Annotated in this window: 15 protein-coding genes and 1 tRNA gene; 11 read left to right on the top strand and 5 right to left on the bottom strand. The window is 63.9% G+C overall.

The annotated features are described in order from the left end of the window. The first annotated feature begins 2 nt into the window (after positions 1-2). The 8 genes from ABIV12_RS08880 (at position 3) to ABIV12_RS08845 (ending at position 12259) form a co-directional block, all read left to right on the top strand. Positions 3-2417 carry an ADOP family duplicated permease gene (locus tag ABIV12_RS08880; protein WP_348058379.1) on the top strand — a complete coding sequence of 805 codons (2415 nt, stop codon included), beginning with the start codon at positions 3-5 and terminating at the stop codon, positions 2415-2417. Positions 2418-2425: 8 nt separating this feature from the next. Continuing rightward, the gene (locus ABIV12_RS08875) at positions 2426-4822 is read left to right on the top strand and encodes an ADOP family duplicated permease (RefSeq protein WP_348058377.1); all 2397 of its coding nucleotides are present in this window, start codon (positions 2426-2428) and stop codon (positions 4820-4822) included. A 57-nt stretch (positions 4823-4879) separates the two neighbouring features. Beyond that, a complete protein-coding gene (locus ABIV12_RS08870; RefSeq protein WP_348058375.1) occupies positions 4880-5554 on the top strand; it encodes an ABC transporter ATP-binding protein in 675 nt (224 codons plus the stop codon). Positions 5555-5604: 50 nt separating this feature from the next. Then, entirely contained in the window at positions 5605-6993 is a 1389-nt protein-coding gene (locus ABIV12_RS08865) for a sigma-54 dependent transcriptional regulator (protein ID WP_348058373.1), read from the top strand. Positions 6994-7157: 164 nt separating this feature from the next. Further along, positions 7158-8486, top strand: coding sequence for an ATP-binding protein (locus ABIV12_RS08860; protein WP_348058371.1), 1329 nt, complete (start codon positions 7158-7160; stop codon positions 8484-8486). 278 nt (positions 8487-8764) lie between these two features. Continuing rightward, positions 8765-9625, top strand: coding sequence for a hypothetical protein (locus tag ABIV12_RS08855; protein ID WP_348058369.1), 861 nt, complete (start codon positions 8765-8767; stop codon positions 9623-9625). 12 nt (positions 9626-9637) lie between these two features. Next, positions 9638-10894, top strand: coding sequence for a DUF4785 domain-containing protein (locus ABIV12_RS08850; RefSeq protein ID WP_348058367.1), 1257 nt, complete (start codon positions 9638-9640; stop codon positions 10892-10894). A gap of 180 nt (positions 10895-11074) precedes the next feature. Beyond that, positions 11075-12259: an MFS transporter gene (locus tag ABIV12_RS08845; RefSeq protein WP_348058365.1), complete on the top strand. Its 1185-nt coding sequence runs from the start codon at positions 11075-11077 to the stop codon at positions 12257-12259. On the opposite strand, the gene epmA is transcribed toward ABIV12_RS08845, so the two are convergent. Beyond that, positions 12250-13233 carry an EF-P lysine aminoacylase EpmA gene (epmA, locus tag ABIV12_RS08840; RefSeq protein ID WP_348058394.1) on the bottom strand — a complete coding sequence of 328 codons (984 nt, stop codon included), beginning with the start codon at positions 13231-13233 and terminating at the stop codon, positions 12250-12252. The genes ABIV12_RS08845 and epmA overlap by 10 nt on opposite strands. Then, positions 13233-15593 carry an NAD-dependent DNA ligase LigA gene (gene ligA / locus ABIV12_RS08835; RefSeq protein ID WP_348058363.1) on the bottom strand — a complete coding sequence of 787 codons (2361 nt, stop codon included), beginning with the start codon at positions 15591-15593 and terminating at the stop codon, positions 13233-13235. The genes epmA and ligA overlap by 1 nt, the downstream gene beginning before the upstream one ends. Before the next feature lie 207 nt (positions 15594-15800). Between ligA and ABIV12_RS08830 the strand changes: the two genes are divergently transcribed. Beyond that, entirely contained in the window at positions 15801-16643 is an 843-nt protein-coding gene (locus ABIV12_RS08830; protein ID WP_348058361.1) for a hypothetical protein, read from the top strand. 133 nt (positions 16644-16776) lie between these two features. Next, complete coding sequence (locus ABIV12_RS08825; RefSeq protein WP_348058359.1) at positions 16777-19281, top strand: M14 family zinc carboxypeptidase; 2505 nt, start codon at positions 16777-16779, stop codon at positions 19279-19281. 278 nt (positions 19282-19559) lie between these two features. Here ABIV12_RS08825 and ABIV12_RS08820 read toward each other — a convergent pair whose 3' ends face one another. The 3 genes from ABIV12_RS08820 to hisS all read right to left on the bottom strand — a co-directional run bounded on the left by ABIV12_RS08820 (position 19560) and on the right by hisS (position 23486). Beyond that, positions 19560-21458 (bottom strand): aromatic amino acid ammonia-lyase, encoded by a 1899-nt coding sequence (locus tag ABIV12_RS08820; RefSeq protein ID WP_348058357.1) that lies wholly within the window; start codon positions 21456-21458, stop codon positions 19560-19562. A gap of 174 nt (positions 21459-21632) precedes the next feature. Further along, positions 21633-21929, bottom strand: coding sequence for a GIY-YIG nuclease family protein (locus ABIV12_RS08815; RefSeq protein ID WP_348058355.1), 297 nt, complete (start codon positions 21927-21929; stop codon positions 21633-21635). Positions 21930-22100: 171 nt separating this feature from the next. Next, positions 22101-23486 carry a histidine--tRNA ligase gene (gene hisS, locus ABIV12_RS08810; protein ID WP_348058353.1) on the bottom strand — a complete coding sequence of 462 codons (1386 nt, stop codon included), beginning with the start codon at positions 23484-23486 and terminating at the stop codon, positions 22101-22103. 230 nt (positions 23487-23716) lie between these two features. Between hisS and ABIV12_RS08805 the strand changes: the two genes are divergently transcribed. Then, positions 23717-23793 (top strand) — tRNA-Pro (locus tag ABIV12_RS08805). Positions 23794-24013: the final 220 nt, after the last annotated feature.

The following is a 24013-nucleotide window of genomic DNA, read 5'->3' as shown; positions in this document are numbered from 1 at the left end:
CGATGAATGCCCTCCTCCACGACCTCCGCGACGCCGCGCGGGGTCTCATCAAGCGACCGGCGTTCTCGTTGCTCGTGATCGGCGTGCTTGGCGGCGGCCTCACCTGCGTGATTTTCATGCTGGCGATGCTCAACGGCTTCGTGCTTCGCCCGCTGCCGTTCGATGCACCCGACCAGTTGCTGCATGCGGGACTGCGAGAGGACGGCGGCAACGATCTCAATCCAATGGGGAACCACGACCTCATCGCTGTACAACGCCGCCTCGCCGACATCGCAGAAACGGCGGGCTTTGCGCGCTCGACGATGAACCTGAGCGATCTCGACCGGCCCGAACGCAGCAGCGGTGCGTTCGTCAGTGCGAACCTGTTCCGCGTGCTCGCGGTCGCGCCGATGCTGGGTCGCGACTTTTCCGACGCGGACGCACGCGACGGTGCGCCGTCCGTCGCGATGCTGTCGTACGAACTGTGGCAAAGCCGCTACGGCGGCGATCCCGCCATCGTCGGTCGCCAGATGCGCGTGAATGCGCAGCCGACCACCGTGATCGGCGTCATGCCGGAGAACTTCAGCTATCCGAACCGGGAAGTCATCTGGGTCGCCGCGCATCTGTTCGAGGGTGCCAAAGCGGATGATCTGTCGTACTGGATCGTCCTGCGCCGGCACACCGGTGCCAGCGATGCCGCGATCGACGCCGGATTCGCCAGCTGGTTCGCGCAAGCGGTCCACGATCAACCGGAACGCTATCGCGGCATGCAGCCCGGGATCGAACCGCTCGCCTGGTTTGCGGTGAGCCGCACCATCCGCACCGTGCTCGACATCATGCTCGCTGCCGTCGTCATGGTCTTGCTGGTTGCGTGTGCGAATGCGGCAAACCTGTTGCTGACGCGAACCCTCGGTCGGCGCCATGAATTCGCAGTTCGGGCCGCGCTGGGCGCGAGCCGAACCCGTCTCGTCACGCAACTGGTTGCGGAATGCCTGTTGCTCAGTCTGATCGCGACTGTCATTGCGTTGCCACTCGCTCACATCGGCGCGCAGTGGCAACAGGGCCTGATGCGTGCGGCTGATTTCGGGCCGCCGCTGTGGTTGCACTTCGACATCGACGCCACGGTCATTGCACTCGCGCTGGGTGCCGCGTTGCTCACCGCAGCGCTGACCGGCTTGCTGTCGGCCCTGCATGTCCGCGACACGGCCGTCGCCGACAACCTGCGTGACGGCACACGCAGCGTCGCCGGCGGATCGTTTGCACGCATCAGCCGCATTCTGGTGATCGGCGAAATCGCGCTGTCGTGCGCACTTCTCATCAGCGTCGGCACGATGGTGCGCGGGCTCGCCGCACTCGATCATGTCGACCTCGGGATCGCCACGGATCATCTGTTGACCGCGCGCCTGATGCTGCCGGCGACGAGCGATGCGACGCCAGCGGATCAGGTGCGTCTGTACGAACGTCTTGGTGAGCGTCTTCGTGAAGATCCCGGCGTGGTCGACGCAACGGTCGGTACCGCCACTCCGGGAACCAATTTCAACGAGCTCCACGATGTGCTGCCGGCGGGCGCGGTCGCCGGCGACGCGGCGCAGCCGCAGGTGCTGACGGGCGCCGTCGACGATCACTTCCTCGCCGCCTACAGCATCGGTCTTCAACAAGGACGTTCGTTCGACTCGAGCGATCATCCGGACGGCCCGCGCGTCGCCATCGTCGACCAGCGTTTCGCCACCCGCTTCGGTGCAGGCGCGGGAGTGCTCGGGCGCACATTCCGTCTCGATCCGCGCGATCCGAAAGGCGCGACCGTCACCGTCGTTGGCGTGGTCCCCGCACTCAGACTCAACGCGCCCGGAGATTCCGCGCAACCGGCCATGCTGTTTCCACTCCGCCAGGCTCCGTTCCGCATCGCCAATGTCGCGGTACGCGCGCGCGATGAACCGCTCGCGTTTGCGCCGCGGCTCAACGCAATCATGCGTGGGGTGGATGCGGATACGCCACTTTACTGGGTACGCGACTACGCCGGCGTCATCAGCAGCGGAACCCTCGGCGAACGCACGGTTGCGCAGAGCTTCAGCGCGTTCGGATTGATTGCCCTGCTGCTCGCCGGTGCAGGCCTGTACGGCGTGATGGCGTTCAGTGTCGGACAGCGCACACGCGAAATCGGCGTGCGGCGTGCACTCGGGGCGCCCGCCCATCGCGTGCTGCGCCACGTGTTCGCTCGCAGTGTCGTGCAGCTCGGCATCGGCCTGGCGCTTGGCCTCGCTGCCGGCGTTCCGTTCGCGCATCTGCTGACCGGCTCGATGCCGAGCATCGAAGGCAGCAACATCGCAGTGGTGGCAAGCGTGCTGGCGATATTGATTCTCGCGGCGCTGGCCGCCGTTGTCGTGCCGGCCCGGCGCGCATTGCGCGTGGACCCGACCGTCGCGCTGCGTCACGAATAGGACTATCCATGTTCGCAAGAGTGTTCCACGATCTTCGCCACAGCGCGCGTCGCCTGCGCAAGGCGCCCGGCTTCTCGATCGCATCGATCGGCATGCTGGCGTTCGGCATCGGCCTCAGCGTCGCGATGTTCTGCACGCTCAGCGGCGTGCTCCTTCGCGGGCTTCCGTTTCCCGACAGCGGACGTCTTGTCATGCTCGAAGCGGACAGCGCGACGCAGCACATCGAGCACGCGCACCTCACCGTCGCGGAAGCCGAGCAGCTCGCAGCGGGGACCCAGGGATTCGATGCGCTCGCCTACTTCACCTACTGGACAGAAACGGCTGAGCCCGACGGCCAGCGACCGCGCGATATCACCGCACAAAAGGTCAGCGCCGACTTCTTCGAGGTTCTTGGCTTGAAGCCGCTTCTCGGCCGCGCATTAAGTCCGGATGACATTCGCCTCAACCGCGCAACCGTGGTGCTGTCGTATGGCGAGTGGCAGCGCAGCTTCGGTGGCGATCCGAACGTGATCGGGCGACGCATGCGTCTGGCCAACGAGCCGCCGCTGGAAATCGTCGGGGTGATGCCCTCGACGATGAATGTGTTCACGGGCGATACCGGACTATGGAGGCCGTTGGCCACGAAGGACCTGCCGCAGGACCCCCATCAACGTTTTCTGCTGATGATCGGACGTCTGCACTCCGGCGTGTCGCTCCAACAGGCGGCGACGGGCCTGGAGGCAAACGTCGCTGCATTGCGCGACGCAAACGGAAGCGACCCGTCGGACTGGCGCATGCAGGCACGCCCGTTCCTCGACATCCTCGTCGGCGACGTGCGCCTTGCGTTGTGGGGCGCGTTTGCACTGGCGGTGCTGGTGCTTCTGATTGCCGCCGCGAATGTCGCGATTCTCCTCGACGGACGCCAGACTGCGCGCCGTCACGAACAGGCGGTCATGCAGGCGATTGGTGCCACCCGCATGCGCGTCTGGCGTGGGCTCCTGCTCGAACTGGCGTTGATCGCAGGGCTCGCTTCGGTTCTCGGTATCGCCCTCGCGCACATCGGTGTGCGTGTGCTTCGCGAACTTGCGCGCGACAGCATCCCGCGCATCGACGGCATCGCAATGGACTGGAGCGTCGTCGCGTTCGCCGTGCTCCTCGGAGTGATCATCCCGCTGTTTGCGATCCTGACCGGGTCGCTTCGCTTGCGGGCGCAGCCGAACGACGCCATCCGCAGTGGCGGCAAGGGCCTGTTCGGCGACAACCGCCAGCGCCGTGTCCTGCCCGCGGTCGCGACCGCGTTGTCCACGATGAGCCTGATTGCTGCACTGACCTTCGCGGCGACGCTCTGGAAACTGCAGAGCGTCGATCCCGGATTCTCCGCCGACCAGGTTCATGCGCTGCAGATTTTCAGCAACGCGCCGTCCTCCAGCTGGGCGGTGTTTGCCGATCGCATTCGCGAACGCCTCAGCGCGTTGTCCGGGACGCGATCGGTCGCGCTGACCAGCAGCGCGCCGTTGTCCAACATCGGCCCGAACAGCATCGACATGATCGTGATCGGTCGCGCCGCCAACGAACCGATGCAGGTGGCATTCCGTCGCGTATCGCCGGGATATCGTGCGTTGCTCGGCATCCCGCTGCTTGCGGGCCGCGACTTTGCCGACAGCGATCGTGGCGGAACCGAATCGGTGGCAATCATCAACCGCACTGCGGCGCGACGCGCCTTCGGCGAGACATCGCCCCTTGGGCAGCAGATCACGCTGCCGATGCGCGCAGGCGAAATCGCTTCATTCCGGATCGTCGGCGTCGTCGAGGACATTCGAAACGCCGGCCTGCGCATGCCGGCGAGTCCTGAAATCCTGATTCCATTCGCGCAGCATCCAAGCGTTGCCATGACGTTCCTTTTGCGGGGCGATCGCCCAATGGCTGGCATCGACGCGCAAATGGCCGAGGCCGTCTGGGAAATCGATCCGCAGCAGGCCATCACGCGCCAATACGCGCTCGTCGATGAACTCGCCGACCAGTTGCGACCGGCTCGCTTCTTTGCGGGTACGGTCGGCGCGTTTGCGCTGGCCGCACTTCTGCTTGCGATGCTCGGCGTGTACGCGGTCGCATCGCTCCAACAACAACGGCGTATCGGCGAGTTCGGTCTTCGACTGGCCATCGGCGCGTCCCCGACCACTCTCGCACGCGCAATCCTCCGAGAAAGCCTCAGTGCGAGCGCAGTCGGCGTGCTGGCGGGCTCCGTTGCGGCATGGCTGGTCTTTCGCCTTGCACAGACCACGCTCCTCGTCGACGGATCGACCCGGCAACTGCCACTGCTCGCCGCAGGAATGCTGGCGATGGTGATGGCTGCGGTGCTCGCAGCGCTGCTTCCGGCGTGGCGCGCGTCGCGCATCGATCCGATGGTTGCGCTGCGAAGTGAATAGCCCTTTGATCTCGCATTCGCGAAATGCAAACGAGCTCTACCAACCAGGATTCCCGAAATGATTCATTTGAACAATCTCGAAAAATCCTATCCGTTGGCAGGCGGCCGCAGCTGGGTCTTGCGCAACATCCAGCTCGACATCGCCGACGGCGAATTCGTCAGCGTGATGGGCCCATCCGGAGCGGGCAAGAGTTCTCTGCTCAACGTGATCGGACTGATGGATCACGACTGGCAGGGACAGTATTCGCTCGACGGCGTCGCGGTCGAAAAACTCAACGCGAAACAGCGCCAGAAGCTGCAACGCGAGAAAATCGGGTTCATTTTCCAGCACTATCATCTGATCGACGATCTGAAAGTCTGGGAGAACCTCGATCTGCCATTGCAATATCGCGATGTGCCGGCAAAGGACCGTGCCGCGCAGGTGGCCGACATGCTCGACCGTTTCCAGATCGTCGGCAAGAAAGACCTCTACCCCAATCAGTTGTCCGGCGGACAGCAGCAGCTCGTCGCCGTTGCGCGCGCAGTCATCACGAAACCAAAGCTGTTGCTCGCGGACGAGCCGACCGGTGCGCTGCATTCCAGCCAGGCGCGAATCATCATGGATCTGCTGCACGAACTGCACCGCGACGGCATGACCATCGTGCAGGTCACCCACAACGAGGAATACGCGAAGGAAACGCAGCGCCAGGTGAAGTTGTTCGACGGCTGGCTGGAGCAGGCGATCCCCGCCTGACATCTTGCGCGAGAGGGATACGCAACGCACGATGCACGCAAGGAGAATCCATGCCGCCCAAGGAACGCCCCAGCATCCTGATTGCCGACGACCAGCGCGATGTGCGCGAGGCCTTGCGTCTGCTGTTCAAGGCCGAAGGCATCGATGCCATCTGTGTGGACGGTCCGCGTGCCGCGCTCAACGCGCTGGGCGCGCAACGGTTCGGCGCCGCGCTGATCGACCTCAACTACACGCGCGACACCACCTCGGGAATGGAAGGGCTCGATCTTCTGCGCGACCTCAAGAAGCTCGAAGCCGATCTGCCCGTTGTGGTGATGACCGCGTGGGGGACCATCAATGTCGCTGTCGAAGCGATGCGTCACGGCGCAGGCGACTTCATCGAGAAGCCGTGGGACAACCAGCGGCTGATGTCGGTGATCCGAAACCAGCTGGCGCTCGCCAGTTCACGTGGCGAGGCGGCGAAGCTCAAACGCGAGAACGAGATCCTGCGCGCCGATGGCGACGAGGACTTCATCGCCGAGTCGGCCTCGATGCGCAGCGTGCTTGCGCAGCTCGACCGCGTGGCACCGACCGATGCAAATGTATTGATTCTTGGCGAGAACGGCACCGGCAAGGGCGTGGTCGCGCGCCGGCTGCACGCGCGGTCTTCGCGTGCGAAGCAGACGCTGGTCAAGGTCAACATGGGCGGCATTCCTGAATCGGTCTTCGAGGCTGAAATGTTCGGCCACGTGCGTGGTGCGTTCACCGACGCGAAAAGCGACCGTATCGGACGCTTCGAACTGGCCGATGGCGGCACGTTGTTTCTCGACGAAATCGCGAACATTCCGATCGCCCAGCAACCCAAGTTGTTGCGTGTCCTCGAGGACGGCGAGCTCGAGCGTGTCGGTTCGTCGCGCACGCTGCGCGTCGATGTGCGCCTCATTTCGGCGACCAATGCGGAACTCGCTGCAGAAGTCGCGCGCGGCGCGTTCCGCAAGGATCTGCTGTTCCGTCTCAACACGGTCGAACTTCGACTGCCACCATTGCGCGAGCGCGAGGCCGACATCGCGTTGCTGGCGCGGTCGTTCCTCGCACGCTTCGCAAAACGTTACCAGCGCGAAGGCTTGCGCTTTTCGGCGACGGCGCTGCGGGCACTCGAAGCGTATGCGTGGCCCGGAAATGTGCGTGAACTCTCGCACGTCATCGAACGCGCGGTGTTGATGCTCGATGGCAAGGTAATCGACGAAGCCGCGTTGAACCTCAAGCCCGAAGCGACCCACTCGCTGTCCGGCGCGGCGGCTCTTGCCGCAAGCGAGTCCATGAGTGTCGATGCCGCGGAAGAACAACTTGTTCGCCAGGCGCTGGAACGAACCGGCGGCAATATCCAGCGCGCCGCGACCCTGCTCGGACTCAGTCGGCCCTCGCTGTACCGTCGGATGGAGAAATTCGGCATTGAATGACCGGCCTTCGATCGGTCGTTGTTCAAAGGAGAAGACTGGATCACGAAGAACAGGAGGATGCCAACGCGCTGACATGGCTTTTCTTCGAGGTCTCTGCTTTTCAATCTTTTGACGTGCTTTCGAATGCCTTCCACCCGCCACCACCCACGACGCACTGCGCACGAATGACCGGCACCCCGCCCCGCTGGAACTATGAGACCCGTATTCTTGCCGGCACGCTGCTTGCGGCGACGCCCGCACTGGTCGCGCTGGCGATTGCACTGGCGATCAATGTCGAGGATCCGATGCGCGCTGTCGTCGTGTGGCTGGCGGTCGCGACACTCACCGTGGCGCTGGTGTTCGTCGCGCGACGCAACGCCGTGTATCCGTTGAATACCCTCGCCAACCTGCTCGAAGCGTTGCGTGAAGGTGATTACAGCCTGCGCGGCTCGCGTGCCCAGCGCGGCGATGCGATCGGCGAAGTGGTGCTGGAGATCAATGCGTTGTCGCAGACCCTGCGCGAACAGCGGTTGTCGTTCGAGGAACGCAGTGCGCTGCTGGCCAAGGTGGTCGCGACGCTCGACATCGCAGTGATCGCGTTCGATGCGGACGCCCGCGTGAAACTGGTCAACCCTGCGGCCGAACACCTGCTGGCCTCGACATCGAGCCGGCTCTTAGGGCGCAGCGCGAAAGAGCTCGATCTGGCCGACTGCCTTGAAGTCGCCGAGGTGCGCATGGTCGAGCGAAGTTTCCCGGGTGGCAGCGGACGCTGGGAAGTACGGCGCGCCCGGTTTCGCGAGGACGGCTTGCCGCACGAGTTGCTGGTGATCACCGATCTCAGCCGCACGTTGCGCGAAGAGGAGCGCCTCGCGTGGCAGCGACTGTTGCGCGTGCTCGGGCACGAATTGAACAATTCGCTTGCGCCGATCCGCTCGATGGCCGGCACGCTCGCGAAATTGACAGACGTCGAACCGTTGCCGGATGACTGGCGCGAGGACGTGCATGGCGGACTTGCGCTGATCGGCGATCGTGCCGAGGCGCTGGCGCGTTTCATGTCGCGCTACACCCAGCTCGCTCGCCTGCCGCCGCCGAATCCACGCGAGTTCGAGTTCGGTGCGTTGGCCCATCGTGCGGCGCGACTGGAACAGCGGATCACCGTCGAGGTCAGTGACAGCGTGGCCATCCGTCTCGTCGCCGATCTAGAACAACTCGAACAGGCGCTGATCAACCTGATCCAGAACGCGGCCGATGCGGCACTCGATGGCGGTGGCCGCGTCTCGCTGCAGTGGCGTGTGTCAGCGAGGCGCCTGCAGATCGACGTGGTCGACGACGGCCACGGACTGCCCCCGACCGAAAACCTGTTCGTGCCGTTTTTCACGACCAAGCCCGGCGGCTCCGGCATCGGGCTGGTGCTCGCTCGGCAGATCGTCGAAGCGCACGGCGGTTCGCTGACGCTCGAAAACCGGCGCGACGCGACGGGATGCGTGGCGCGGGTGATGCTGCCTTTGTCCTGAGGCGCATAACGGCGAACGGACTTCGGCAGCGATTCCCGCCTTCGCTCGAAGAACGCCGATGCAGCTTTGTCCACTTATGTTGCGGTGCATTTGACGCGCTCGATCGGCGTCGATAACTTCGACCGTACGCGCACGTACGGTTCGGGGGGAGGCCCGGCCGACACGCGTACCCCTCGAAGCTCAGGCGCCACCGACGACAGCAGGATGCGTTCCCGTCGCGATGTGCCGTGGGTCCGGCGTGGCTCCACGCGCTGCGTGGAGACGATCAAGGAGAGACCATGTTTCGTATCCTCGTCGCATTGTTGCTTGCATGCAGCGTTCCGTTCGCGGACGCCGCAACCGCGACCACCGGCGTCGCCTTCGTGCACGGCACCGGCAGTCAGACCAATGCGTTCAACGACTACTGGCAACCCACCATGGTCAACACCGTGCGCCAGGGACTGGTCAACCAGAACAACTATGTCGTCGTCAACTGCGATCTGAACCAGTACATGTGGGACAGCCGCGCCGCCGGTTGTGTTGCAGGACAGCTCAGCAGCTTCATCAGCAGCCACGGCATCACCGATCTCGTCGTGATCACGCATTCCAACGGCGGCAACGTGATCCGCTGGATCCTCTCCAATCCAACCTACGACAGCCGCTATCCCGGCATCATCAGCAAGATCCGTTGGGTCAATGCACTCGCGCCGTCGAGTGCGGGAACGCCGCTGGCGAACGCGGTGATCGCAGGCAACGTGTTTGAAAACGCACTCGGCTGGCTGCTCGGCTACCAGTCCGATGCGGTGCGTCAGCAGCAGACCAGCTGGATGGCCGTGTACAACCAGAACAACCTCTACGGCACCGCCGGTCGGCCCGCGTTGCCGAAGGGGTTCTGGGACGTGATCGGCACCGATGTCGATTCGGCCGTATGGGACCCGGACAGCTACTGCGGCGGTTACACACTCAACGTCGGCCTCGAAATCACGCAAGCGTGGTTGTCCAGTTGCTCGGATGGTTTCATCGAATGCTCAAGCGCCGCGGCCGCGGGATCGGTGTGGTTCTACGACACCGCGCGCACCGCGGGTCGCGAACCTCTCAGCCACAACCAGAGCCGGCGCGCCTGCTTCGGTCTCGAAACCATCCTGCGCAACGACCTCTGAGGAGCCAAGACCATGTCCGCATTCACGCTCCGCCCCACCGTCTTCCTCACCTGCGCACTGTTCACCGCTTCCGCCGCATCGGCGCAAGGAGACGCGAATGCAACGGCGTTGCATCTGCTCGCGCGCGGTTCGAATGATCTCGTTCCGTCGCAGTTGCGTGCGCCGCCCGCTGGCAAGCTCGTCACGACCGATCTCGATCGTGTGCCAGTGGCTGTTTCGTGGGCGCTTGATGCCGGGAAGGCACTCGATGCGAATCCTGCGGCGTTCACCAGCGAAAGCCGCGAGTACTGGATCGACGCGAGTCAGGCCGACCTGCAACGCGGTATCGCGCTCGCCCTCAGTGCGCCCGGCGCTCTCATCCGTCTGAGTCCGCACGGCGGCCGATCGACGGCGGCCATCGCCATCAGTGATGTGCAGATCACCATCGCCGGTCGGCGTCTCGACAACGGTACTGCGATCCGCACCATCGCAGGGGACGACGAACTGCGGGCCGCCGGCATGGACGCCCCGCAAGGAAGCATTGCGCTCCGATTGTCCGACACGATTGGCGCCGGCACGCTGCAACTCGCGGTGCCGACAGCGAGCGGCGGGTACCTGGTTCACGTCTTCGAACCGGCGAGTCGCGTGACATTGACCCTCGCTGCCGAGCACGACAGCGTGATTGGCGGTGACGCATTGCGCTTTCGCGCGTCGGTCGTCGGCGCCAGTGGGCTCGTTCGCATTGGCGGCCTCGTCAATTCCCCCGACGGATCGAGCCAGCCGATCGCGTTCACACGTCAACGCGACGGCACCTACCTCGCGACCGTCGTTCCCGATGTTTCGCATGCGGGCGATCGCGGACTGTGGGACGTGAATGTGTTCGCGGTCGTCGCTGGCGCCGTTGCACTCCCCCGCGATGCCACGTCCGCATTCTCGGTGAGTGTGCCCGTCGCGCGCCTCGATGGAACCATCGAGCGCAGGATCGGCGCAGGCGGATCCCGCGACATCGCCGTGAAGCTCGGCATCGAGAGCGTCGCCGCGAGTCGCTATCAGGTGTCGGCGGTCCTGTACGGCACCGACGGTACTGGCCAGCTGAAGCCAGCGGTCATCGCGCAGTCCGCCGCCTGGCTGGCGAGCGGGCACGGCCAGATCGAACTGCGTTACGACGCGGAACGGCTCGCAGAAGCCGGCTTGTCGGCACCGTACGAGCTGCGTGATCTTCGGCTCGTCAACCAGGCGGACATGAGTCTGCTTGAACGGCGTGAGCGGGCGGTGACACTGGCGAACTGAGCAAAGCACTTCCCGCTTGCCCAACACGTCCAAGCGCTTCGAAAGACCGTAGGCCGGACGACCGCAGGTCGGCCGGCAGCAACGTTCGGACGGAAGGCAAAGAGCCGGCCGCGCACGCGCGTCCGGCGTGCATTCGTGCCCATCGCGTCTTGCGAAGGTGGCGCACGCTATCCTTCGCGCATGCACCCACCCGTCCCGGCGACTCGACTCGCCACGTTCTATCTTGCCTACTACGCCGCACTCGGCGCGTTCACCCCTTACTGGAGCCTGTTCCTCAAGGCGCGCGGGCAGGACATCGCCGCAATCAGCGTGTTGATGAGCCTGTGGTACGCAACGCGCGTGGTTGCGCCGAGTTCGTGGAGTTGGCTGGCTTCGAAATCGAAGAGCCCCGTCCGCTGGTTGCGCATTGGCTGCGTGATCACCCTCGCGAGCTTCGCCGTCTTCGTGGTGCCGCTCGAATTCGGCGGACTCTTCCTCGCGATGTGCGTGTTCTGTTTCGCCTACAACGCGGTGATGCCGCAGTTCGAGGCGATCACCCTGTCGCATCTCCCGGGACGCAGCGAACTCTACGGGCGCATTCGGGTGTGGGGCTCGATCGGCTTCATCGTCACGGCCAGCGGCCTTGGCATCCTGTTCGATCACCTGTCGATCCTGTTGCTGCCGTTGCTGATGCTGCCGATCTACGTGGCGCTTGTCGCAAGCAGTTTTGCCAATGACTACCTGCAGGTCGCCGCCGTTGACGTCGCGGCGCCTATCGGCTTTCGCAAACGGCTGCTGCGTCCGGACGTGCTTGCGTTCTTTGTCGTCGCGCTGCTCGCACAGGTGTCGTTCGGGCCGTACTACACGTTCTTTTCGCTGTATCTCGAACAGCACGGCTACCGGCCTTCCGCACTCGGCGCGTACTGGGCCATTGGCGTATCGGTCGAGATCGCGATGTTTTTCGCGTCCGCGCGCGTGTTCGCGCGCTGGGACGCAACGCGCGTGCTGGTCGTCGCGCTCGCATCCGCCGCGCTGCGCTGGTGGGCGACGGCGCTGTATCCGGACAACGTTCCGCTGATGGCGGTGGCGCAAGTGACCCACGCACTGAATTTCGCGGCGTTCTTTGCCGCGTGCATGCAACTGCTGGTTCGGTATTTTCCGGGGCGCTTGAACGGCCACGCGCAAGGCCTGTACTACGGATTCTCGTCGGGCGTCGGCGGCGTGATCGGGGCGCTTCTCGCCGGATGGCTGTGGAAATTCGACGGCGGCCGCCTGTCGTTCCTCGTTGCCGGCGGCGTGGCGGCGGTTGCGGCGGTGATCGCGTTCGTGATGCTGCGCTCGCCGCGGCCCACGATCGACCTGATGTCCGATTCCACTCAGGCCTGATCGAACGGAAACGCGATCACGTCGGCGATCGCGTCGCTGCCGGCCAACCCCATCAGCAGGCGCTCGATGCCGAGTGCGACACCGGCGCAGTCGGGCATCGCCGGCAATGCGTCGAGGAGCCATCGGTCGATCGGAACCTCGCGCTGACCGCGGCTTCGTCGTCGAGCGTTGTCGCGATCAAACCGCGCGCGCTGCTCGACCGCATCGGTCAGCTCGTGATACCCGTTCGCCAGCTCATGCGGCCCCAGATACAGCTCGAACCGTTCCGCAACGGGTGGGTCGTCCTCGCGGATTTTCGCCAGCGCGCATTGCGACGCCGGAAAATCATGGACGAGACTGATGCGATCGTGCGGGAACGACGGCTGCAATCGATGCGTCACGAGAAGGTCGAGCCAGTCGTCCCGCGATAGCGCGTCCCCATCGATGCGAACGTCGGCCAGCGGCGATTGCAGTTCCGCGATGGACGCGGCAAACGGGTCGAGGTCGAGCTCGTCGACAAACCAGTCGCGGTAGCTTTTTTGAACGACTGTCGCCTGTCGGCCAACCTGCTCAAGCGCGGCTTTCACAAGCGTGCACGTTTCGTCCATCAGCCGGCGATGATCCCAGCCGACGCGATACCACTCGAGCATCGTGAACTCGGGATTGTGCCGACGCCCTGCCTCGCCATTGCGAAACACCCGACCGAGTTCGTAGCAGTCGCCGATGCCGGCGGCGAGCAGGCGCTTGAGGGGGAATTCCGGCGACGTCCGCAACCAGCGTTCGGCGAGCCCCGCATCCGAGTGGCCAGAAAATTGCGTACTGAAACTCTCGATGTTCGGTTCGGTGTTGCCGGCCTGGCTGAGGATCGGCGTTTCCACTTCGAGTACGTTGCGCTCGGCGAAAAACGCTCGAATCTGCGCGTACAAGCGCGCACGCGTCTTCAGTGAAACGAGCGCTGCGGCCGAGGCTACGGTGGGCGATGCCAATGAGTCGATCACGCCGAATGCTTTGCCAGGAACGCGAGCAAGGCCGCTTCATCCCAGATTTCCACGCCAAGCTCCTGCGCCTTGTCGAGCTTGGAACCCGCCGCCTCTCCGGCGACGACAAAACTGGTTTTCTTCGAAACGCTGCCGGCCACCTTTGCGCCCAATGCTTCGAGCCGCACCTTCGCGTCGTCTCGCGTGAGCGCGGACAAGGTGCCGGTCAGAACGACGGTCTTGCCATCGAGCACGCCAGTTTCGACCGTCGCCTGTGCGGACGTCGCTTCGGCGAGCCGTGTCATGCCGTCGATGCATCGTGCAAGCAAGGCCCGACCCTCGTCCATCGCGACGTACGTGAGCAGTGATTCCGCTGTTTCGGTCGGCAGACCCGCCTCGAGCAGCGCATCCGCGTTTGCGCCGGCAACGGCGGCGAGCGATTCGAATGCGATGCCGAGCTGCTCCGCCCGCTTCGTCGTGACCTTCGCGATGCCGAACTGGGCAAGCACGTTTGCAACCGTCAGCTCCGCCCGCAGTTTCGGCGATGGTGGATGGGTGTCTGTCACGACCACGCCGCGCGCGAACAGATCGTCAATGACGGTCTGGTTACCCGATTGCTGGAAGAACGCATCGATGGCGTGGGCGACTTCGTTGCCGATGTCGGGCACCAGCTTGAGGATGGGCCATGGAAGGTGCCGGATCAGCGCGAGATCGCCGAACCACGTGGCGAGACTCTTCGAGGTGCTTTCACCGACATGCTGGATCCCGAGCGCGTAGAGAAAGCGGTCAAGTGTCGTCCGGCGGCTCTTGTCGATCGCCTCGACCAGGTTTTCCGCCCACTTCGTTGCGACCTTGCCGGCCTTTGTCGTTTCAGGGATGGTGCCATCGCGTTCGTCGGCGCGCTGCTTCATCGCGATCAGGTCGTCGACGGTGAGCTTGTAGAGATCCGCGACCGAGACCACGTAGCCCAGATCGCTGAGATCCTCGATGTAGCGTTCGCCCAAGCCGTCGATGTCCATCGTGCGGCGCGACGCGAAGTGGAAGATCGCTTGCACGCGTTGCGCCGCGCAGGTGAGTTCGCCGGTGCATCGGGCCACCGATTCACCCTCCTCGCGCACGATGTCGGAGCCACAGATCGGGCACGTCGCCGGCATCGTCCAGGGTTTTGCATTCGCCGGTCGCAGCTCCATGACAACCCGCACGACTTCCGGAATCACATCGCCGGCGCGCCGCACGATCACCGTGTCACCGATGCGCACGTCGAGCCGGGCAACCTGGTCGGCGTTGTGCAACGTCGCGTTCGTCACGGTGACTCCGCCGACATGCACCGGCACGAGACGCGCGGTCGGTGTGGCCGCACCGGTGCGCCCGATGTTGACCTCGATCGCCTCGATCAGCGTCTGCTGTTCCTGTGCCGGAAACTTGTGCGCGATCGCCCAGCGCGGCGTGCGGCCGACGAAGCCGAGTTCGCGCTGGTCGGCATAATCGTCGACCTTGTAGACCACGCCGTCGATATCGAACGGCAATGTGTCGCGCTCAGCGCCGATGCGTGCGTAATAGGCGAGGCATCCCGCCACTCCGTGCGCGGTGTCGACCAGTGCGCTGACCGGCACACCCCATTCGCGGAATTTCGCGAGCGTTGCCGAATGCGTGGTCGGAAGTGCCCCCCCTTCGACGACTCCGACCGCGTAGGCGTAGAACGCGAGCGGACGCTGCGCGGTCAGTCGCGGATCGAGATGTCGCAATGAACCGGCGGCGCCGTTGCGTGGATTGACCAGTACCTTGCCACCATTGGCGCGCATGCGTTCGTTGTACTTCTCGAACCCGTCGCGCGGCATGTAGACCTCGCCGCGCACTTCCAGCACCGTCGGCACGTCGGTGCCACGCAGGCGCAACGGAATGGACCTGATCGTGCGCAGATTCGCGCTGACGTCCTCGCCTGTTTCGCCGTCGCCCCGTGTGGCGCCGCGGACGAACACGCCGTCTTCATAGCGCAGGCTGATCGCAAGTCCGTCGAACTTCGGCTCGACCGAAAACACCGGGTCGGTTTTTTCGATGCGCTGCTCGACCCGGCGCACGAAATCCTCCACCTCGTCCGGCGTGAAGGCGTTGGCCAGCGACAGCATGCGTATCTCGTGCGGGACCGGCGCAAACGCGCCTGATGGTGCGGCACCGACACGCGCCGTCGGCGAATCGGCAGTGACCAGCTCAGGATGGGTCGCTTCCAGTTCGCTGAGCTCACGCATCAGCTTGTCGTATTCGATGTCCGGAATCTCCGGCTCGTCGAGCACGTGATAGCGATGGTTGGCGTCGTCGATGCGCGCGCGCAGATCGGCGGCGCGGGCAGCGGAAGGGGCGTCGGCTTTGCCTCGGGTCATGCGCGATATCCGGCTGGAGATCGTGGGAGCGGCTCCAGCCGCGATGCTTCTGTTGGGTCGACAACCCAAAAACATCGCGGCTGAAGCCGCGCCCACGTGACTTTTGGAAGTGCGCCGAGTTTAACGGCTTGCCGCACGGCGGCGTGACGGGCGCGTTGTCGCCGTTCACACTCGTGGCCATCTCCGGTTGACGACGAGGACGGCACGATGGCGAAGAAGGCGTGGGCCCCATTTCCCCATCCGGAAAAACGATTCAACTACGCCGGCGACACGCTCGCAAAAGCGTGGGGCGACCTGCACGCAGGCGATCAGGAGCCGTTCCCCGACGAGAAGCACGTCGCCACGCTGCTCAAGCGCAATGCGAAGCTCGGCAAGGATGCGAAGGCCAGCGCGACCGGGTTGCAGGATGCGTGGCGCGCCTTCCACAACGGCGATTTCCAGCAGGCCTACGACCGCGGAATCGCGCTGGGTCCCCTCGGCTCCTCGGTAGCGATCAAGGCCGGCGGCATCCACGCCACCTACCTGATCGATGACCCGGCCGCGAAGGTCGCCCGCTACGAAGACCTGATCCGCCTCGCCGACGAATCGGTGCAGGCGCTGCCGAACGAGGCGAACAGCCACTACCGGCGCGCGTTCGCGATCGGCCGCCTCAGTCAGACGCTGTCGATCACCAAGGCACTGGCGCAGGGCCTGGCCGGCAAGGTGAGGGAATCACTCGACGCGGCACTGAAGCTGACTCCGAAGCACGCTGAGGCGCACTCCGCGTTCGGGCTCTACCACGCCGAGATTGTCGGCAAGGTCGGCGGCATGCTGGCCAAACTGACGTACGGCGCCAACGCGGCCGACGCGGAAAAACATCTGCAGCAAGCGGTGAAGCTGACGCCGGCATCGCAGATCGCGTGGATCGAATGGGGGAATGGCCTGCTGCTTATCCATGGCGACAAACGCGAGGACGACGTCGCCGAAGCGTTCGACAAGGCCGCGCGGCTGAAGCCGCACGATGCAATGGAAGCTCTGGATGCCGCGTGGGCGCGAGAGCAGATCGAGTGATCGTGCGCGCGATCATTCGTCGCGTATCCCTTGATGGACCGGCCGAAGCGCTCTTTACAATTCCTGATCGCGTCGACCTTCCGCGCGCGCCCGCGGGCCGCTAGTATCGAGCGCTTTATCCGGGGGTGGATCCGTGCGCAGAACCTTGCTTGCCGTGGCGATCGTGGTCGCTGGCTTGAACTCCGCTGCCGCCGAAGAATGGGTGGTCGAAGCGCACTATCCGGACAACGCAGCGCTCGCGCGCGCCGCGGCGCACTTCCAGCACGTGATCGTCGACGGCAAGCGCAGCACGCTGCGCGTCGCGACGGGCGATCGTGGAATCGCGGCGCTTGAAGAGGCCGGCTTGGGTGTCTCCATTGACCAGAGCGCCACCGCGACGTTGAACGCGTTTTACGCGCACTTCGAGCAAGCAAAGGCACAAGGCGTCGCGCCGAACAGCATCCCGGGTTTCCAGTGCTTTCGAACCGTCGAGGAAACCTATTCGACGATGGATGCGTTGAAGGCCGACCACCCGAACATCGTCACGATCGATGAGCTCGGGCCGACCTGGAAGAAATCGCAGAACGCGAGCGCAGGTTACGAAATGCGTGCACTGCGCATCACCAACCTCGACACGATCGCGTCGGATCCCGATCGTCCGAAGATGGTGGTGTTCACCTCGATCCATGCGCGCGAATATGCGCCGGCTGAACTTGGAACTCGTTTCGCCGAATGGCTGGTCGACAACTACGGCACCGACGCCGAAGCCACCTGGCTGGTCGACCACAACGATTTCCGCATGGTGCTGCAGGCGAACCCAGACGGGCGCAAGCAGGCCGAGCGGGGAATCCTCTGGCGCAAAAACGTCGATGAAGTGAGCGGCAATTGCGACGGCAACGTCAATGTCGACAATGACGGCGACGGCATCGATCTCAATCGCAACTTTCCATTTCACTGGAACATCACGCAGGGTGTGGGGTCGGACGGAAACGTGTGCGGCGAAACCTATCGCGGGCCGGTGAAGGCCTCCGAGCCGGAAACACAAAACCTGGTGCAGTACGTCGCCGGCAAGTGTACTGCCGACGGAGTCTGCAGCGGAGGTGTCTTCGCAGACCATCGCGACGGACCGATGAATCCGCCGCTCGGTGGCGACGGCGGCGCGGCAGCACCCGCCGACACCACTGGCTTCTTCATCGACATCCACAGCAATGCAGCCCTTGTGCTGTGGCCATGGGGCGATACGCCCAGTGCCGCGCCCAACCAATCGGCGATGCGCACGTTCGGCCGTCGCATCGCGTATTTCAATGGCTACACGCCGGAGCAGGCTGACACGCTGTACCCGACGGATGGCGCCACGGACGACACCATGTATGGCCTCCTCGGCGTGCCCGGCTTCACGATCGAGACCGATGGCAGCGGATTCTTCGAAGACTGCGCATCGTTCGACGGCACGACCGCGCCGAACAACATCGCCGCGTTGCGGTATGCCGCGCGCAATCTTCATGCGACCTACAAACTGCCGATCGGTCCCGACACCGTCGGCGCGACGGGAACATCGGATCTCATCGCCACCGGAGATCCAGTCAGCATCAGCGCACGGATCGACGATTCACGCTTCAACCAGTCGACCTCCGGCGACTCGGTCATCGGCACCGTTCGCACGATCGCGAGTGCAAACGCCTATGTCGACCAGCTGCCCTGGGACAGCGGTTCGCAAGCAGTCGCACTCACAGCAACTGATGGCACCTTCAGCGGATCGGTGGAGGACGTCCGCGGAACGCTTCCGGCCGGTGCGAACCTCGGAGTCGGCCGCCACATGATCTACGTGCAAGGCACCGATTCCGCTGGCAACGCCGGTACGCCAAATGCCGCAATGATCGACATCGTGAGCGCGGATTCGGTCGGCACACTTGCGGGCACGGTCACGGACAAGTCGTCAGCCGCTCCACTGGTCGCGACGATCACGCTGGCGAACGCCGACGAAACGCATCGCGCCACCAGCGACGCGGCCACCGGAGTCTATCGGGCGCACGGCTATCCCGGCACCTACGACGTGCATGTCAGCGCTGCGCATCACCTCTCTGAAGACCTGCACGGTGTCGCGCTCACTCTTGGCAGCAAGATCGCACACGATTTTGCACTGTATCCCAATTGCAGCATCGTTTCGGACGACGTGGAATCGGGCAACCAGGGCTGGACGGCGCAGTCTCCATGGGTGATCGAATCCGGCACGGACGGCGACACGACGAAGGTGTGGAACACGCCGGACTACGGCGACAACCTCAATCGCTCGTTGACGTCGGCCGTGCACGATCTCACCGGCTACAGCGAGGTCACGCTCGATTTCGACGACCGCTGCGACACCGAAAGCGGTTTCGACTATGGCCACGTCGAGTACAGCGCGAACAACGGATCAACATGGACCGCGCTTTACAGCTGCAGCGGACAGACGACCTGGCAGTCGCACCACATCGAACTGCCGGTTGCGGCGGATGGTGCCGCGGCCTTCAAGCTGCGGTTCCGCCTGACCAGCGACCAGAATGCAAACGGGCCGGGATGGGCGGTCGACAACATCCGCATAGAAGCCGGTGGCGACGCGTGTCGGGCACTGCAGCAACCAGACGATGTGATTTTCGATGACGGGTTCGAGGGAAGCTGAGAACTGTCGCAGGCGCAGTCCACTTGCCGCGTCCATCGCTCCCACTGTTTTTCTGACGTCATTCCCGCGAAAGCGGGAATCGCTCCGGTCTCTCAAGGCACGGAGCGAACAACTCGAGCGATTCCCGCTTTCGCGGGAATGACGTCGACTACTTTGAGCAATGACCGATTTCGCTGGAATGACGTCGAGTACTTCGAGCGATTCCCGCGTTCGCGGGAATCACGTTGGCCCATGGGTGACACCTACGATCGTCGCGACACCGCGCGCCGGTGGAACGGTCAGGCAAGCAACGCGTCCGACGCCACCAACGCGCACATCGTCTTCACGTCGCCATCCATCGCACGATCGCGCGCCATGAAGGCAATGCGCTCGCGGATTCTTGCGTGCGCCTGCGCCACTGCCCTGCCCGCGTGGAAATCTTTTGCTTGCGCGAGTGCTGCCGCGAGCGTCTGTACTTCGGATTCGAACTGCGCGCGCGATGGATGGCTCGCATCCGGCGCATTCGCAATCTTTGCCGCAATGGCACGCCAGTCGCCGCGCTGGGCGAGACGACGCGCCGCATTGAGCATGTCCTGGCGGTAGTCGAGTGCCTGCGCCGCGGTGTAGAGCTCCATCGCGAGCACGTGGCCGAGATCCTCGGTCATTTCCAGCACGTGGCGTGCTTCATTCGCGCCCATCGACACGTGATCTTCCGCGTTTGCGCTGGTCGGAATCGAGTACACCGACGCAGGATGCGCGCGAGTCGCGAGATCGTTGACGAGTGCAGCGGCGGTGTACTGGACGATCATGAAACCCGAGTCGGTCGCGTCCTCGTTGCCGATCAGGAACGCCGGAAGGCCGTCGTTCGTTGCAGGATCGACCAGCTTGTTGAGGCGTCGCTCGGAGATCGATGCAAGCACCGGGATCGCCGCCTTGATGTAGCTCATCGCGAGCGCCAGCGGCATGCCGTGGAAATGACCTGCGGAAATCACCTGGTCCTCGATGACGTGTGCATCGGGAGCATCGGGAAAGATCAGCGGATTGTCGGTGACCGCATTGAGTTCGATATCGATGACGCGGCAGGCCTGATCGTAGGCGTCGCGCACGGCGCCATGCACCTGCGGCATGCACCGCAAACAGTACGCATCCTGAGGCTGGTGTTTCTTGCCGCCCTTGAACGGCAGGAAGCGCGCGTAGAAAGCCTCGCGTCCATGACGCTGGCCCGGCGGCACATAGTCCCATGCGATATCGAAATGCTGCTTCTGGTCTTCCGGATCGCTCCATGAATCGGCCAGCCATGTGCGGAAGCGAGGCACCAGGTGATACGGAATATCCGCAAGCGTCGATCCGACGAGATGGTTGCGTATCGTCCGCGCGGTTTCGACCTGGCCCGGATGCGGACGCAGCGCGTGCACTTCTTCGCGCATCGCGCCCGCACGACCGGCGAATGCATCGAGCGTCATCGCCGCGGCGAGATCGGCGGTCGCGAGCAGCGCGTGCAGACGATCGAGCGCGAGCACGGCGCACGCAAGCATCTGCGCCGTGCCATTGTTGAGTGCGAGGCCTTCCTTGAACGAAAGACGCAATGGTTCGAGCCCGGCCTTCTTCAGCGCGTCGGCCCCGCACATGCGGACGCCCTTGTGGAACGCCTCGCCACCACCAAGCAGCACGATCGCGAGATGCGAAAGAGGCGCCAGATCGCCACTCGCGCCCACGGATCCCTTTTCGGGAATCAGCGGGATGACATCGCGATTGAGCAGCTCGGTGAGCGCGCGCAGCGTGGACACGCGAATGCCGGAATGACCTCGCATCAACGTGTTGATGCGAATCGCGAGCATTGCGCGGACCACGGTCGAATCGAAAGGCTTGCCGACGCACACCGCATGCGTGATCACGAGGTTGTGCTGCAACTCGTCGAGCAGCGTGCCCTCGCGCTGTTCGGGATTGCCGCCAGGCAGTTCATCGCGCGCGCGATGCGCGCCGAGCAGCTTGTCCGCATTGCTGCCGAAGCCGGTCGTCACGCCGTAGATCGGCTCGCCGCAGCGTACTTTTTCACTGAGGAAGTCCGCGGCGCGCTGCACGTGGGCGAGTTGTGCTTCGTCCAGAGTGACGCCGGCGCCATGCCGCGCTATTGCGACGAGTTGCTCGCGGGTGAGGGTGGTGCCGTTGAGAAGGATTGTTTGGGCGGCATCGGGCATCGAAGTGGTCCAGTGGTGCTGCATTGTCCAATCGAGACTGTTTTAGGAAATACGCATACATGCAAACCGAGAAATGGGCCGGCGCACGATCTTGAGCGACGAAGCAAAAATGGATTCCCGCCTTCGCGGGAATGACGTCGGGTTGGAGGAGTTGATGAACGCAAAAAGCGGCGCTCAGATCTGGATGTCATCCCACAAGTCTCGCCAGATGGGATTTGCGTTTTCAATCAACCTCAGCTTCCAGACACGATTCCATTTCTTGAGCTGCTTTTCTCTCGCAATCGCTGAAGGGAAGTCGGGGTGAAGCTCAAACCACACGAGGCGGCCCACGTCATATCTACTTGTGAATCCTTCAACTGATCCTTCGCGGTGCTGATGCACGCGTTGTCTCAAGGATCCAGTGACGCCGACATAGAGCGTTCCGCGCTCGCCGCTCGCCATGATGTAAACCGCGGGCTGCTGTCCGGACATTCCTTGTCCCCCTTTCGCGCTCGAAAAATCCTTTACCGACGTCATTCCCGCGAAGGCGGGAATCCATTTGCAATGACAACACTCCGGAACATGGATGCCCGCGTCGGCCGTTGATAAGTGGATCCTCCTTTCGCGAGAATGACGTCGACGAAGGCACGGGCTATCGACGCGCTATCGCCCCATCACCGCCGCCTGTGCGATCTCGACCCTCAACGTCTCCGCCAGTTCCGCGCGCTTCACCTCGTACTGCTCTTCCTTGCGCAGGTCTTTCACGGTGACGACGCCCTTGGTGATTTCATCGGGCCCGAGCACCAGCACGAAGCGGATGCCGGCACGGTCGGCGTATTTGAACTGCTTCGCCAGCTTGCCCGCCTCGACGACCGCTTCGGTGTTGATGCCCGCCCGGCGCAGTTCGGTCGCGAGTTCGAGGTAGCGCGGCAGCTCGGCTTCGTCCATCTGCGCGACCAGCGCCTGGACCGTGCTGCGACCGCCTTTGAGCAGGCCGGCTTCGCGCAATTGCCAGTACAGACGCGTGGCGCCAATCGAAATGCCCACGCCGGGCAGCTTCGACTTTGTGTAGTGGCTCGCCAGGTTCTCGTAGCGCCCACCCGAGCAGATCGAACCGATCTGCGGATGGTCGTTCAACGTCGTCTCGTACACGGTGCCGGTGTAGTAGTCGAGGCCGCGGGCGATCGACAGGTTCAGCGAGAAATAAGACTCGGGCACACCGAATGCCTTGACCAGAGTCAGCACTTCCCTGAGCTCCGCCCTGCCTTGTTCAAGGGACTCGCTCCCGGCACCGAGCGCGTCGAGCTTCGACAGCGCATCGCTGAGTGACGAGGAACGATATGCGACGAATTCGAGCAACTTGTCGACGGCAGCGGCGGACAGCGCGAAACCCTCACCTGTGAGCGTCGTACGCACTGCGTCCGCGCCACGCTTGTCGAGCTTGTCGACTTCGCGCATCATCGCACCTTGCTGCGCCGCGTCGGTGATGCCGAGCCCTTCAAGCCAGCCGCGCATCAACTTGCGATTGTTGATCTGGATCGTGAAGGCGCCGATGTCGAGGTCGCGAAAGACGCTGTAGATGACCGCCGGAAGTTCGGCGTCGTAGCGGACCGACAGGCTGTCCTTGCCGACCACGTCGATGTCGCACTGGTAGAACTCGCGGAAACGCCCGCGTTGCGCGCGCTCGCCGCGATAAACGCGCTGGATCTGGTAACGCCGGAACGGAAACACGAGGTCGTGCTCGTGCTCGGCCACGTAGCGCGCAAGCGGCACCGTCAGGTCGAAGCGCAGTGCGAGTTCGGGCACTTCGCCAGCGGTCGCGGCCTGTAACGCGCCGGTCGACTGCACGAAATACACCTGGCGCTCGGTTTCGCCGCCTTCCTTGGTGAGCAGGACGCTGGAAAACTCCATCACCGGCGTCTCGATCGGCAGGAAGCCGTAACGTTCGAAATTGCGCCGGACGGCGTCCAGCATCGACTGGAATGCGACCTGATCGAGCGGCAACAGTTCGAGCACGCCTGGCATGGTGCGGGCTTGGGTGACAGCCATGGATGTCCTTGGGATCGGCGCCGCGACGACAGCGCGCGCGGGCATTGAAACGATGTCGTGTAGATTAACAGATGGTCCGCTGCAACCCGCGCCGCGCTGCGTTGAAACGGCGACCGATGCGGCCATGCAGACCGTCGCCCTCCCCACCGGTCACTGCCACCTGTTGTGTCGCCTGTTGCGCCATTGGCACGCCGCCGTTAGAATTCGCGACCCGCTACGGCGGCCCCGGTCGGGGTGTAGCTCAGCCTGGTAGAGCGCTACCTTCGGGAGGTAGAAGTCGCAAGTTCGAATCCTGTCACCCCGACCAACAGCATCAACAAACAAGGCCACCTCGATCGGGTGGCCTTTTTTGTGCCTCATTGCTGCGTGGGATGGAGCAGGCGAAGGGCGCGACGTCGGTCTGATACACGTCGATGCGCGACTTGCTGCGATGGCCATGCAGGGCGACCGACGATTCTTTCGAGGCGGTGGCAGCGAGTCATTCGTGGTGGAGTCGGCCCGAGGCGATCGTGACGCGCTTCCTGGAG

The sequence above is a fragment of the Dokdonella sp. genome (assembly GCF_039926425.1).
Classification (GTDB): Bacteria; Pseudomonadota; Gammaproteobacteria; order Xanthomonadales; family Rhodanobacteraceae; genus Dokdonella_A.
Note: the sequence above shows the minus strand (reverse complement) of the source record. Positions and strands in the feature narration are given on the sequence as shown.